The sequence below is a fragment of the Pseudoalteromonas sp. 2CM28B genome, from assembly GCF_023161935.1.
In genome coordinates this window covers 77138-91198 of sequence record NZ_JALNTH010000022.1, presented here as the reverse complement: position 1 = coordinate 91198, position 14061 = coordinate 77138, and the positions used below count along the sequence as shown (strand labels likewise).

Annotated in this window: 13 protein-coding genes; 4 read left to right on the top strand and 9 right to left on the bottom strand. The window is 42.1% G+C overall.

The window, feature by feature from the left end:
* Positions 1-94: 94 nt before the first annotated feature.
* From MTN96_RS23515 to MTN96_RS23505, 3 genes are all read left to right on the top strand, one after another.
* On the top strand, positions 95-808 hold the full coding sequence (locus tag MTN96_RS23515; RefSeq protein WP_248532863.1) for a hypothetical protein: 714 nt from the start codon (positions 95-97) through the stop codon (positions 806-808).
* A 274-nt stretch (positions 809-1082) separates the two neighbouring features.
* Positions 1083-1346, top strand: coding sequence for a hypothetical protein (locus MTN96_RS23510; RefSeq protein ID WP_248532862.1), 264 nt, complete (start codon positions 1083-1085; stop codon positions 1344-1346).
* A 377-nt stretch (positions 1347-1723) separates the two neighbouring features.
* Positions 1724-2146 carry a hypothetical protein gene (locus MTN96_RS23505; protein ID WP_248532861.1) on the top strand — a complete coding sequence of 141 codons (423 nt, stop codon included), beginning with the start codon at positions 1724-1726 and terminating at the stop codon, positions 2144-2146.
* A gap of 59 nt (positions 2147-2205) precedes the next feature.
* On the opposite strand, the gene MTN96_RS23500 is transcribed toward MTN96_RS23505, so the two are convergent.
* The 9 genes from MTN96_RS23500 to MTN96_RS23460 all read right to left on the bottom strand — a co-directional run bounded on the left by MTN96_RS23500 (position 2206) and on the right by MTN96_RS23460 (position 12674).
* Positions 2206-4095: a monovalent cation:proton antiporter-2 (CPA2) family protein gene (locus MTN96_RS23500; protein ID WP_121638168.1), complete on the bottom strand. Its 1890-nt coding sequence runs from the start codon at positions 4093-4095 to the stop codon at positions 2206-2208.
* Positions 4096-4190: 95 nt separating this feature from the next.
* Positions 4191-5084 carry a DUF4097 family beta strand repeat-containing protein gene (locus MTN96_RS23495; RefSeq protein ID WP_248532860.1) on the bottom strand — a complete coding sequence of 298 codons (894 nt, stop codon included), beginning with the start codon at positions 5082-5084 and terminating at the stop codon, positions 4191-4193.
* Between the two features lie 206 nt (positions 5085-5290).
* The gene (locus MTN96_RS23490) at positions 5291-7819 is read right to left on the bottom strand and encodes a TonB-dependent receptor (RefSeq protein WP_282452098.1); all 2529 of its coding nucleotides are present in this window, start codon (positions 7817-7819) and stop codon (positions 5291-5293) included.
* A gap of 280 nt (positions 7820-8099) precedes the next feature.
* Positions 8100-8945 carry a DUF4198 domain-containing protein gene (locus MTN96_RS23485; RefSeq protein ID WP_248532859.1) on the bottom strand — a complete coding sequence of 282 codons (846 nt, stop codon included), beginning with the start codon at positions 8943-8945 and terminating at the stop codon, positions 8100-8102.
* Between the two features lie 34 nt (positions 8946-8979).
* Entirely contained in the window at positions 8980-9489 is a 510-nt protein-coding gene (locus MTN96_RS23480; RefSeq protein WP_248532858.1) for a DUF2271 domain-containing protein, read from the bottom strand.
* Positions 9489-10121, bottom strand: a complete 633-nt coding sequence (locus MTN96_RS23475; RefSeq protein ID WP_248532857.1) for a PepSY-associated TM helix domain-containing protein — start codon at positions 10119-10121, stop codon at positions 9489-9491. The genes MTN96_RS23480 and MTN96_RS23475 overlap by 1 nt, the downstream gene beginning before the upstream one ends.
* Positions 10122-10243: 122 nt before the next feature.
* Positions 10244-10642, bottom strand: coding sequence for a YbaN family protein (locus MTN96_RS23470; RefSeq protein WP_096740331.1), 399 nt, complete (start codon positions 10640-10642; stop codon positions 10244-10246).
* 127 nt (positions 10643-10769) lie between these two features.
* Positions 10770-12089, bottom strand: a complete 1320-nt coding sequence (locus MTN96_RS23465; protein WP_024033996.1) for a hypothetical protein — start codon at positions 12087-12089, stop codon at positions 10770-10772.
* 102 nt (positions 12090-12191) lie between these two features.
* Positions 12192-12674, bottom strand: coding sequence for a MarR family winged helix-turn-helix transcriptional regulator (locus tag MTN96_RS23460; RefSeq protein ID WP_004586011.1), 483 nt, complete (start codon positions 12672-12674; stop codon positions 12192-12194).
* Positions 12675-13206: 532 nt separating this feature from the next.
* Between MTN96_RS23460 and MTN96_RS23455 the strand changes: the two genes are divergently transcribed.
* Positions 13207-14058 carry a D-hexose-6-phosphate mutarotase gene (locus MTN96_RS23455; RefSeq protein WP_096740330.1) on the top strand — a complete coding sequence of 284 codons (852 nt, stop codon included), beginning with the start codon at positions 13207-13209 and terminating at the stop codon, positions 14056-14058.
* The last annotated feature ends 3 nt before the right edge of the window (positions 14059-14061 follow it).

Below are 14061 nucleotides of genomic sequence, written 5' to 3'. Positions count from 1 at the left end.
CGCTATGCGGGTTGTTTTTTTATGTCATAAAAATGCCACTGTAAATGGGTATGGTAATGCCTATTACAGTGACGTTTAAATAAGAGATAATTTAATGAAACTAGCATTATTTTTAATGGCAACACTTGCCAGTACCAACACCCTAGCGCAGCAATGTAATATTGATAGCGCGCATTTAAAAGCCGACTATAAAATTACCAATACTCATAAAAACGAGCAAAGCACGCAATCACTTACGCTTTGGCGAAACAACTCACAAGTTGCGCATCAGCGTGAAGTTATTACTGAGCTTTGGCAGCACTTAGCTAACAAACAAATTCGCCCAATTCGTTATTTTAATGCCCAGCAACGCGGTATTGAGTATCAGCCATCTGAGGTACGCGGTGTACAAAGTTGGAGCGCTAAAAATCAGCTGGTGGATACGCATTTAATTGAAAAAATGACCCTAGTTAACACCCAAGGCAACGGCTGCGATGAAGTAAAAAACTACACACTTTCTGAGGGCGACAACCAATTTAAACTCGCTTTATTTACCAAATCAAACTTGGTTAAAAGCTTTAGCGTAACCAATAAAAAAAGCGATACCCATACTTTGCTAAGCCTTAACGAGGTAAACAGTAATAAAGCAGAAATAACCGCACAGTTTGCCAAATGGGATCGCTTTCAAACCACCGACTACGCCGACATAGGCGATAACGAAAACGACCCGTTTTTAGCAAAAATGATCAACCTAGGTTTTATAGAACACGGCGCAACGGGGTTTTATAACCAGCAAGGTAAAGCAATTCAAGGTGGACACCACCACTAGGTTTTAGTTGAGTTTTAATGTGGCGTAAAACGAGCTTGCTGTGTTGGTAGGTAATTTATACTTTAATCAGCAAGCGGTTATGGGCTACAAATTTTTGTTTAAAATAAAGTTAATTTAAAAAATTCTCGCCTAAGTAATGCCTCTTTTTATAAATAAACACCACCTGCCGAAAACTATTAATAGTTGGTAAAAATTTATACTATTTGTTATTAATAGAGTTCATACAATAGGGACGTTTTATGAAAGTGTCGCAGGATAATGCATAAGGGGAGTTATGAGTGATAGTTCAGCAAAAACAATTCGAAATGGAGTAATCGCGACAGTAGTAGGAGGAGTTGTTCTTTTAATTATTCCTGATTCACTGCATTATCTCAAACAAGCTGCTAAATGGTTATGGTCTATTTTTATCTGGTGCAGAGAGGTTATAACAAGCTCATATTCTTTACCTGGCTGGGTATTGGCTATTTTATTTACTTTGGCATTTATTGGTTCAATTAATATCTATATTGCGTTGATACAAAAAAAAAGAAGCCCCTGAATTTATAAAATATACAGAAGATTATATCAATGATGCCAAATGGAAGTGGGAGTGGCTAGATAACCAGATTGTTGGGTTATGGTGTTATTGCCCAAGTTGCGATGCAACATTGGTATACGATGATAGCTCTTGTAGGCGGTCGTCATTCGAAGAGAAACAAACTCATTTCGTGTGTGAAAATTGTAATCATAAAATTGTTTCTACTGTGAAGGGCGGTGATTACCTTTATGCTGTCAGCTCGGCAGAAAGAGAAATACACAGAAGAATTAGGACTGGTGATTCAAATACGCTGGCTAAACGAACATAAACAGCTAGCAGTTATTCGTGTCGCCATATATTGCCATTAGCCGTTTAGCAAATCGTTATTTGAGGGTTCTATGAGTTTCGAACAAAGAACAATAGTTGAAAAGAACGTAGTTGTATGTGTGCTAAAACAACCTAGAGCAGGTAAAGCAATTCCCAAATCTGTTCAAATTGATAGGGATTATGAGGCGCATAACTCTGAGATGAACTTTCTTAATGAATTAGATTTTCCAGGGAGACCTGCTGTTTTTTGGATTAACAGAGGCTATGAAGTATATAGTTCATTAACAGACGATCGTAATTGGTTTCAGATTTGTTTATCAAATAAAAGTTTAGAAGATAAAAAAATAGATCTCGATGAATACGGTGAGTTATTCATTGAACATGTTGAACCCTTAATGTGTACTGAGGTAAATTGTCACGCGTACTTAACCTTTGACGAATGTGAGCACACTCTTCCTGATGAATTACATTACACTTTGTATGATTATCTATAAGCGTATAACTAGTGGAGGTATCTAACCTCCACTAGTTGTAAAAACACTACTGGCTTAAACTACTCAATATGAGAATCATCAGGCTTTTTGGGTCTATCAGCTAGCTCTGTTAGGCCGTCTTCACAGTCGCCGCTGTCGCAGGTATTTAAATCACTTTGTGCCTGCTTGTCTTGTTGCAGTACTTGTTTTAAATCTTCCATGCGTTGGCGCACGGCTACGCCGTAGCTGGCGTCGTCGCCCCACAATTCGGCTAGTTGCAATACGGCAGCGCGGTCGTGGTCTCTAAATAGTTTTCCGGCGCGCTGGGCATCTTCTTTATTGTTACCTAATAACTCTAATGCATCTACCGCTAGGTTAATGGCCGAGTCGACCGTTTCGCGGTTAAAGGCATCTACTTTTAAATTAAGTAATTGATACGCGTGGCGGCGGTCGATAGCGCGGGCAACAATTTTAAGCTGCGGGTAGTTTTTATGTGCAAGCTTAATAATTTCGAGGGTTTTGTCTGCATCGTCTATTGCCACAATTAGCATTTGTGCGGTGTGCGCGCCTGCGGCTTCAAGGAGCTCTTGGCGGGCAGCATCACCATAAAATACGGTATTGCCAAAGCGGCGTAGGAGTTCTATTTGGCTTGGGCTGTGATCAAGTACAGTAATGTCGTAGCCTTGGGCGTGTAATAAGCGCCCCATAATTTGCCCAAAGCGCCCGTAGCCTGCAATTATAACGTGTTTAGCACTGCTAATTTGCTCGGGCTTATCAAACTCGGGCGCGCTGTTACTGGTGCGTTTTTGTAGCTGCTCGTAAGCCATTAATAGCAGTGGCGCAACCAACATTGAAACAGCCACCACTAACGTCACTAGGCTTGTTTGCTCTGGCGTTAATATGCTTAATGTAGTGGTTACACTTAAAAGTACAAAAGCAAATTCGCCGCCTTGTGCCAGCGCTAGTGCAAACAGCAAACGCTGCTTTTTACTAATATTAAAGGTGATAGCAAGGGCAAATAAAATACAGGCTTTTACTACAATAAGCAGCGCAACGAGTGCAATAACGGTTGTAAACTCATCCGCTAATAATTCAAAGTTGATTGATGCGCCAACAGTGATAAAAAACAGCCCTAACAGTAGGCCTTTAAAGGGTTCTATATCGGCTTCTAGCTCGTGTCTAAACTCGCTTTCGGCAAGGACTACACCGGCTAAAAATGTACCGAGTGCCGGAGATAAACCAATACTTTGCATTACAAGGGCAATCGCCACCACTAAAAACAGCGCAAAAATAGTAAATATTTCACGCATGTGGGTTTGCGCTATGTATCTAAATAACGGGGCCGACACATATTTACCGCCGGCAATAATAGCGGCGATAACCGCTACCGATACGCCAACTTGCTGCCATACCGGCCAGCTTGCAATAATTGAGTCGCTAATGTCTTTTGAGCTACTTTGCGGCGCAAAAGCCAATAGTGGTAGGAGCGCTAAAATAGGAATAATGGCGATGTCTTGAAACAGCAAAACCGAGAATGCATTTTGCCCGGCTTCTTGCTTTAGCCAGCCTTTTTCTTCAAGGCTTTGCAGTACAATAGCGGTTGATGACAGCGCCAGCATTAAGCCAATGGCGAGGGCGGTTTGCCAATGCATGGTAAAAACCCAATAACAAAACGCAAAAATAGCCGCGGCGGTAAGTACGACCTGTAAGCCGCCAAGCCCTAATATTGAATGGCGAAGCTTCCATAAACGGGCTGGTTGTAGCTCAAGGCCAACCAAAAACAGCATCATCACTACGCCAAATTCGGCAAAGTGCATTACATCTGTTTGATCCCCCACAATACCCAGGGCGTAAGGGCCAATTAGTATGCCCGCAATTAAATAACCAAGTACCGAGCCAAGTCCCACTCGCTTGGCAATAGGTACAGCCACTATGGCCGCCGCTAAGTAAATTAAAGCTATTTCTAACACGCGTATATCCTAATAGTATCAAGGCTTTTAGCATGGCTTAGTGGCTTTAAAAATACAATGGGTCATGTGGCTGAAAATGGATCATTTAGTCATAATTAATCGGCTACTTTTACTGGGCCGTTAATGTTATCAATGCTTACATCGCCTGAGCCCGATTCGGTAATGGTAAGCCCCTTAGCGTGGTTTACACGAATATTGCCCGAACCATCTTCAATGGTTACGCTTGCTTGCACGTGCTCAATGACTAAATCGCCAGAGTTATCGTCTACATCTACTGCGCCATTAATGTTATTAATAGCCATGCTGCCTGAGCCGTCTTCAACAGTTAACGTGCCGCGCACATTACTAATACGCATATCGCCCGAGCCATCATCAACTTCGGCGTTGCCGCTAACATTATTAATATTTACGCTGCCAGAGCCATCGGTAAGCGTTAAGTTACCGGTGATGTTTTCAAGGGTTATATCGCCAGAACCATCTTCAATGGTGAGGTTTTTAGCACTGTTTATAGATAAGCTGCCTGAGCCGTCTTCTATATCTATATTATTTTGCATGGCGCTTATTGCAATGTCGCCAGAGCCATCATTAATATCGAGCATTAAATTACTAGGCACGGTAACCACTAAATCAATGTGTGGCGATTGGCCGCTGTAAAAACGCATACCGCTGGCAGTATTGTTGTTTGCAACTAAGGTAGCTTGTTTGCCGTTTTGCTCAAGGGTAAGCGTGTATTCGTCTTCAATGTCGGCGGTAAAAATTGTGGCATCTACACTTATGCTGGTGGCATTGGGCGAGCCTTTTATTTCAAGAGAGCCTGCACCGCTTAATACGTTTAAGTATTCTAGGTTATTACTTGGCAGTGATAACTGCTGAGTTTGTTTTACTGAGGCAACGCTTGGCGATATATGAAACACACAGCCGCTTAATAATAAAATGCCGCCAATAAGTGAAAGTGGTTTTGTAATGTTAGATACAGTTGGTGAGCTCATGTTTAGTCCTTTGTGTTTGTTATTTATGCTTGTTTTGTATAAGCATAGTAGAGCAAAAACGAGACCAATTGTAAGTCATTGATTTTATTGGGGTGAGATGTATTTATGAAAAGTGGATTTACTAATAAGTGGTTAAATACACTAAGAAGTAATTAAAAAAGGATGCACATGGCATCCTTTTTAAGTGTTTGCTTTTAGGTTATTTATTAAAAGCTGTAAGTAATATTACCGTATAGGAAGCGCCCGTCTAATCCGTACGGTGCATATGGCGTGTACGGGAATATTTGGCCAAAGTCAGAGTAACCAATGTTATCTACCGTTGCTTGTGGGTACTGATCGAACAAGTTGTTTGCACCTACTGCAAACTTCCAGTATTCGTCTGGGCGGTAGGCAACTTCTAGGTCGGTGATCCATTTAGGGTCAATGTACTCATCGCGATCGGCGGTAGTTGAAATATCAGCCACTTCACCGTAGCGCGTTGCACGAAGGGTGGTTTGCCATTCGTTAAAGTTCCACACTGCAGATAGGTTCCATTTGCTATCTGGCGTCCCTTCTTCAAAGCGGCCTACTTCGCGGCGTGCAAATACAACGTAGTCATCGCCTAGTGAATTTAGCTCGCTTGGGTTGTCGTCTACGTGCGTTACTTCGGTATCGTTAAAGTTAGCCGCTACGTTTAAGCGTAAGTCACCTAAATCGCTTAAATCTAAGTTGTAGGTAGCAACAATATCAACACCTTGCGTGCGCGAGTCGATAGCGTTAGTAAAGTAACGTACGCTTTCTGTGTTTAGCTCGCCGGCATTTTGCAGTATTTCTACTACAGCATCGCCCTCTAGGTTTTCAGACAATACAATACGGTCATCAATATCAATGCGGTAGGCGTCTACAGTTAGGCTAAAGCTGCCTTGTGTGTACATAAAGCCTGCCGTTACGTTGACTGATTCTTCGGCATCTAATTGTTCAGCACCTAGCGCTTGCGCTGCCGCTGAATCGGTAGGGAATAAACCTACTTCAAACGGTTGGTTGTTCTCAAGTACGGTAGAGATTTGGCGGTACGAGCTTTGCGCAAGTGATGGAGCACGAAAACCTGTGCTAATTGCACCACGTAGTGATAGGTTTTCGTTAATGCTGTAACGCGACGCAAGCTTTGATGTAAATGTATCGCCAAAGTCGGTGTAATCTTCGTAGCGACCCGCTAAAACAAGGTTCCAGTCTTCTGTTAGGTAAGTATCAAACTCAACAAATACAGCTACGTTATGGCGGCTTTCATCGGTTATGCTTTCTGGGCCAAAACCAGCTAATACTTGTGCGCCACCGGCAGCAATTGGATTGCCATCGCTATCTAAAGCGGTAATGTAAGAAGCTTCTTCGCCTTGCTCAATTTTGTAGCTTTCGTGGCGGTATTCTGCACCTACAGTAAAAAATACGTCATCTGGCAAGCCAAAATCTAGCACTGTATTTGCCGTAGCGTTTACTAAAAACTGATCGTAAACCAATGCACCGTTGTCAAATTCGGTTGGGCTGTCGGCACCTAGAGATGTATTTATACTATTTACAACGCCGAAACCAAAGTCGTTACGGCCGTAGTTGGTACTTACATCCCATGTCCATTCGCCAGTTTCGCCTTGCAGGCCTAGGGCAAATGAGTAATCTTGTACGTCGGTTTCAATTTGCGGTAAAAAGCCATCCGGATACACTTCTAAAACGTTGCGGCTGTCTTTTGCACGGCGGTAAAAACCACCTGAGTTACCTTCGCGTTTTGAGTAGCTACCAAACGAGTACAGGTTATAGCCGTTATCAAAGTCGTAACCCATGTTGTAAAACAATGCGTAGTCTTCAAGCTTTGCTTTACCAAAGCGGTGGTTGTAACGGTCGATGGTAAATTCGCGTGGGTCTAGGCTGCCATCTTCTAAGCGGTCGTATTGCTCGCGCGGGTCAAAGCCTGAGCGCTGCGTAGAGTCGTTATCACGATACTCAATTGATACGTTCACAAAGCCGTTATCTAAAAGCTCAAAACCAGAGTTTGCGCTGATTGTACGACTTGCGCCGTCGTTTACTTCGCGGTCGGCACCGGTATTAAAGGCAAGGTTGCCATCGGCATCTGCGTAGGTGCTCTCTAGCTGAGGTACGCCAGCCATTTGGGTGTCGTACTCGCCGTAGGTTACGCTTACGCTGCCGCCTTCTGAGGCATCTTTAAGTACAATGTTAATTACACCGGCAATGGCGTCTGAGCCATACTGCGCTGCTGCGCCATCACGTAGTACTTCTACGCGTTTAATGGCTGATGTTGGGATCATGTTTAAGTCAACAGCGGTAGAACCACGGCCAACAACACCCGCTAAGTTTAATAGCGCGCCAGCATGGCGGCGTTTGCCATTAATAAGCACTAGGGTGTGATCGGGTGCTAAACCACGTAATACAGCCGGTTTAGCGTGGTCTGTACCATCACCCATGGTGGCGCTTGGGTAGTTAAAGCTAGGTACTTGGTTGGCCAGTATTTGGCTAATTTCTAGCTGACCCGTGCTTTGCATATCACCACTGGTAATAATATCTACAGGTACGGTACTTTCGGCAATACTGCGCAGGCTTCTGCGGGTACCGGTAACCGAAATCACTTCAATACTTTCTTGTGCTTGAGTGTCTTGTTCTGCAGCAAATGCAGGAGAATAAGACGCGCCAAGCGCAGAGGTAACGGCCAGGCTAAGTGCTACTTTTTTGGCTGATAATTGCTTTAACATGATGTTGATTCCCTTAAGGGCTGCTGACTATTGATTTTTCAAAGGAGCGCATAATATAGAAGGCTCTACCTGTGTGCAAAGATAAAAACTGTCTAAGTTATTCTAAGTTGTTAACAACTAAAATGACAGTTTACGCCCGCTATAGACGTTTAGAACGCTCGAGTTGCAATCTTGTGTCGAATGGTTGCGAATTCAAGGGGAGTGTGAGTAAAAGTTATTAAAAAGTAAAAAGGCCACGCGAGTGCTTGGCCTTTATTTATTTTATAAATTACGCAAAAAATTATTCAGGTGCTACTTCAAGTGTTGTAAATAAAGCATAACGGCCAGCGTCTACGCCTTCTTCGTTTACTTCAACATCGTTAGACGTTTCTATTAAGTATAAGCCAGGCTCTTTCCACGTAGTTGTGAACATACCATTTTTATCGGTAGTTACTTTTATTTCGCCACGTTCGTTACGATAGCGTGTATCGCCTTTTAAAATGCTTACTTCAATGCCTTCGCCCGCTGGCTTGCCATCTTGTAGTAACTGAAAACGCGCTTGCTCGCCAACAAATAAATCGTTTGGATGCGTTGGGCCGCTAAGCTCAAGGCCTAAGCCAAGTTGTGCAGGCTTAGAAGTACCGTTACGGCTTACAAATGTATCTACTGTAGATATAACTTTAGTTGTGGTTACATCTTTTGCATTGCTTGGTAATTTAGCTTCTGACTTTTTACCAAATACGCGCTTGCGCTTACCTTCTTCGTTTTTGTAGAAGGTCATGTACATTGGCTTTTGCGTCATGGCAATGTGGTAAGTGCCTTCTTCTTTTAGGCTTACCGCCGCTGAGCTTTTACGCTTTAGGTAATAAGCACGAATGGTCTCAGATACTTCTTCGCCGTTTGGTGCAAGGGCCATAAGTAGAGTGTCGTCGTACTCTGCGCCTTTTTCTTTTGGCTTAAAGGCTTTGTCGGGTGCAAACATTTCGTTAGAAATACTCGCGTCAATCATTACGTAGTGCGCTTTGTCACCAGATAATGACGTGTGCGAAGGTAATAACCAACGACCATGTGCACTTGCCGATGTAGATACCAGCGCCGATAAGCTAAGTGCGCCAATTAAAGCCGTTTTTAATAAATTAATTTTCATTGTATTTCCTTAAATTCAAATGATTAAGTAGCAGCTACTTAGTGCTTACGGTTACAAAACTTGTCGAAAATTCTTTTTTACCTTCAATGGTCACTTTGCCAGCTTGCGATAAATCAAGCTCTACGCGGCTGTAATCACGGCCGCCTTCTTCGCGCACAACCTCAATGTTTAAAAGGTATTTGCCAGGCTTTACGGCATTGCCGTCTAAATCTTTACCTTGCCAGTCAATGGTGTAAGTACCTGAGCGCTTAGTTGCACCACTTATGCCGTCAAAGTTAATGTCGGTTTTACCTGCTTTACGCCACCATTGGCGCAAATCTTTAAACCATTCTGCTTTTTGAACCCATAGCGCAAGCGTCGTTACGTGTTTACGCTTTGGCGTTTCTAGCCAAACAGCTACGTATGGGCGGTGGTAAGGTTGTACATCAAGATCGGGTAGGGTTAATTCAATCTCTAGCTGTGGCGTTTGTGCCTGCGCAGTTGTTTGAAATAATGCGGCAACCATTAATAGTGCTGCACTTAGTACCGTACTTACTTTTAACATTAAGACACTCCTTTAATTTGTGGCACCCAACATAAATAAATAACCAAAGGCGTTGCTATGCCTAAAACGGTTATCCATATTCCTGCTAAGCGTTTTTTTCTGTTTTGAAATAAAATAATCATCCCGGTGATTGAAAAAATAATCATCAATACCGCTGAAATATCAATAACCCAGCTCCACACGGCGCCACTGTGGCGGCCTTTGTGTAAATCGCCAATCAGGCTTAAAAAGCCACCGGTTTGGTAATCTAGGTTTAGCTCACCGGTTGTAAAATCAAGCTCTGCGTAAGCAAAACCTGCCGGTAGTGGGTAGTCGAGCATAACCAGCGCGTCTTCTTTTTCCCACTCAATGCTTTTAACTTTAGTGAGCGCGTATTGCTCGGCAAAAAACGCTTCTATGTCTGGGTAGAGGGTGGGTAATGTATCTAGTTGAGTATTCGCTTTAGCCATTAACGCTTGAGGAATAGCGGTACTTACTTGGCCGTTGTTTTTGTCGTTTTTAAGCCAATCAATATGGTTAAGTACAATGCCGCTAACGCAAAATAAAATAAGCAAAAAAAACAAAGCTGTAGAAATATAAATATGGAGCGCACGGCTTGTGCTGTACAAAGCCCGCTTATTAATAAACGCCATAAAAACAGTAATTAAATTAAATTTAGAACATGATAATCATTTGCATTAACTATTACAAATTTACTTACTTAACTTTACATTAAATTTTTGGCTAAACGGTGTGTGCATGCAAAAAAGGGCGGTTATTTAGCGCTTGGTGGGTGCGAGGGCCTTAAAATTAGGTAAATCATAACGGCTATTTCAATTACGCCAACAAGGTAAATAACCCAAACAGGGGCGTTTGAGTAAAGCAAAAATACAAAACCAATTAGCATACCAATCGCGGCGTAGCATTTTGCTTTTACAGGCACTACTTTATGCGCTTGCCATTGTTGTAAGGTAACGCCGTAACGAGGGTGGCTAAGTAGCCAGTGTTCAAGCGCTGGTGATGAGCGAGTAAAGCAGGTAAGCGCAAGAATAAAAAAAATGGTGGTAGGCATAACCGGCAGCACAATACCAATAATACCAAGAGCCACTAACAATAACCCAAGTGCTTTAAGCCATAAGTTTTTATAACAAATAAATACTGCTTTTATATTCACTTAGGCTCTTTAAGTAATGGCTGTTAGTTAGGATTGTAGGCCAAATAGTTATAAAATCGAACCCTATAAACGCAAAAAAGGGCAAACTAAGTCTGCCCTTTTAAAATACTAAATATGTTTTACTTATTTAGAAGTAGTAACCTACGTTGATGTTAAAGCGACGTTCTGTGTCGCCATCACCTGCAACAGAGCCACCAATAAATGGCTGGTTACGTGCTTGAATAAAGTCAAAGTAAGTAAATAATGCACCGGCCGATACGCTCATGCCTGTAACGTTCATCCACGTATCTGGGCTGTCGTCAGACTTGTCGTAAATAATGCCGTAATCGTTGTAAAATTGAACGCCTGTTACTGGGCCCCAATCAAGCGATAGGTCGTAAGCTACGTTAAAGTTGGTCATGGTTGCTTCGCTTGATACGGTATCGTAGTAATCAAACGCGCCAACTACAAAGCGGTTGCTGTTGTCGTCTAGGTCGTAGTCGTACTCGCCGTGCTGAAATTGAATATTCCAGTTGTTAATTTGGCTATTTACATGAAACGCCCATGCGCCGTAGTTACCTGCACGGTCGTTACCGTCGTGCAAACCACCGCTTAGTAGTGATACGCCAATATCGGTTTTAGCGTTTTCACTGTGCTCAATTTGATACACTGTACGGCCAGCAAAAGTGTTGTACTCACCAAGGCGTGAACCTGGTGCGTCGTAAGTGCCTTCGGTTGTTGCACGGCTACCAACAATATCGTAAGAGTAACGTTCGTTAACTTCTGAGCTGCCATCAACGCCGCCTACTTCATCATTTTTGAAAAAGCCGAGGTCTAGTTTCCAGTTGTCTTTAAGTTTACGGTTTACTGTTACACCTAAATCAAAGTCATCTTCTAGGCCAACGTAGTAGTTGGTGCTAAAAAAGTAGCTGTGTGAGTTGTATGGGCCGTTACCAAACGGTACAGGTGCAATACCGGCTTGCGCTTCCCAGCCATCTGTAAATTCGTAACCTAAGTATGCATACTTAACAATGGTCATGTAATCGTAAAAACGAAAATCACCATTTACAGAAATATCGCTAATTTCACCCGATAAGTTAAGGCGAAATACTTCAAAGTCTAAATCGCCGCCACGGTCTTGCGTGTCTTCATCGTAGGTGTTTGTGCTGTAGTTAAAACGTACGGCACCGCCAATTTTAATGCCTTCATCTTCTTGTTCAGGCGCAGCGGCGGCAACAACAACTTCTTTGTTGTCGGCCTTTTTACTGATCTCGGCAACTTGTTGTTCGTGTTGCTTGTTGATTTGGCTTTGCTTTGATTTTTCATCAGCAAGCTGCTGTTCAAGCAACTGCATTTGTTGCTTAAGCTGCTTTAATTGGCTTTGCAGTGTGTCGAGATCGGCTGCATGAGCAGTGCTTGCTGCACCGCCAAGCATTAGTGCTAGCGTTAATTTTGAGAGTTTAGTCATTGTTGATGCTCAGGTTTTGATTAAAAAATAAAAAAATTCAAGGTGCCCAAAAGCCCCTTACGAATGATGTAAGAACTAATTTAAATTTATTTTTTATTTTTTTTATTTATTTGGTGTTTGAGTTAACGCGCCTACCTCTAATAGAGGTGATGCGTCTAACTTATCAGCATCCATCATTGCTGCAACGCGTTGCATAGATGAAAGCAATAAACTTTGCTCCCACTCTGCAAGTGCAGAAAACTTTTCAATAAAGTGTTCTTGCAGTGGCTGAGGTGCTTTTTCTAGTAACTCTTTCCCTTGCTCGGTGAGGTATAAGCTCACTCGGCGTTTATCCATTTGACTACGAACGCGTGTTACAAGGTTTCTGCTTTCTATTCTATCAAGAATATTAGTTACAGTAGCCGGGCTTAAGTTAACATTCTGAGCGATACGGCTTGCTGTTATTCCATCGGTGTGCGCTACTTCTTGCATTATAAGCAATTGTGGGCCTGTTAAACCTGATGTTTTATTTAGCTGCTTAGAATGTAAGTCAATCGCGCGGATTACTTTACGTAAAGAAACTAATAATTCGTCATATTTTTGCATTTGCTTATCTCGTCGATGGGCCAAAGGTGTGCCGTAATCGCGAAATGTTACACATCAAATAAATTGAATTCAAATAATAAATTAAGCTTTAGCCCCTGTTTATTGGTTTTTATTAGTTTGAGCAGAAACTAAAATAGTATAATTTTGTTTAAAACTTATTAAATGTTATTAGCATATTGTTTGCATTGTGGTGCGCACACTACGTATGTTGTGAATGATTGGCAAGTCTTATGGTTTAGACTTTAGTATTATACCCACCTGCATTAATACCTTAATAAATTTAACATGCGTTTGCCTAAGCTTAGCCGCGGTTTTACTGCCTTAAAGCATGGCCAATATTTATACGCATTAACGTTATTTATAACAGCTGTTATTAATTGGTAATTGTTTGTAAGTTAGCTGTGTATGTATTAATCGCCAATGAACAAATTATGCACGCAATGTTTAGTGAGTATAGCGTATACTTTGCACATGCATTATTGTTTATATGCACATGTTAAAAATCTTTAATATCAGCATTGTAGGGAAAAACATGAAATTATCGCCATCAGTTAGCATTGAACAAAGCGAAACCGGCCTAGAGTTTATAAAAGTTGCGAGCTCAAAGTGTGATGCAAAAATATTTTTGCAAGGCGGGCAAATTACCGAGTTTATTCCAAAAAATAACAAGCCACTTATTTGGATCTCTAAAAACGAGTCGTTTCAAGAAGGGGTGAGCATTCGCGGTGGTATTCCTATTTGTTGGCCTTGGTTTGGTAATCATGAAAACCAAGATTGGCCAGCACACGGCTTTGCACGTACCAGTTTATGGCAAGCTGATGCTGTGCATGAAGATGATGAGCACATTACAATTAGCTTAAACTTACCCATGAAATTAGTTAACCCAACGTATTGGCCGCATCAATCGGCGTTAAAGGTTGAGTTTGTTTTGAGCGAGCAATTACAGGTGCGTTTAACAACCACTAATTTAAGTAATAGCCCTTTTAGCTATACGCAGGCTTTGCACAGCTATTTTCCTACCTCAGATATAAATCACACCCATGTAGAAGGTTTACAAGGCGCGCAATATATTGAGTTTGGCGAAGGGCCGTTTGCGCAAAACGCGCCAGTGAAGTTTACCCGCGAAACCGATATGGTTTATACCCAGGCCGCTAAGCAGCAGCACATTCACACCCCAGATGGGATTATTAATGTAAGCCGCGAGAACTCAAGCTCGTGTGTGCTGTGGAACCCATGGATAGAAAAATCTAAGCGTTTATCTAATTTTGCTGACGATGAATACCTGAGCATGGTGTGTTTAGAAGCCGCCAATGTGTTAGAAGATAACGTGACACTTGAGCCTAAACAAAGCCATACGTTAGTTACTACAATCAGCTGGGCTTAACAG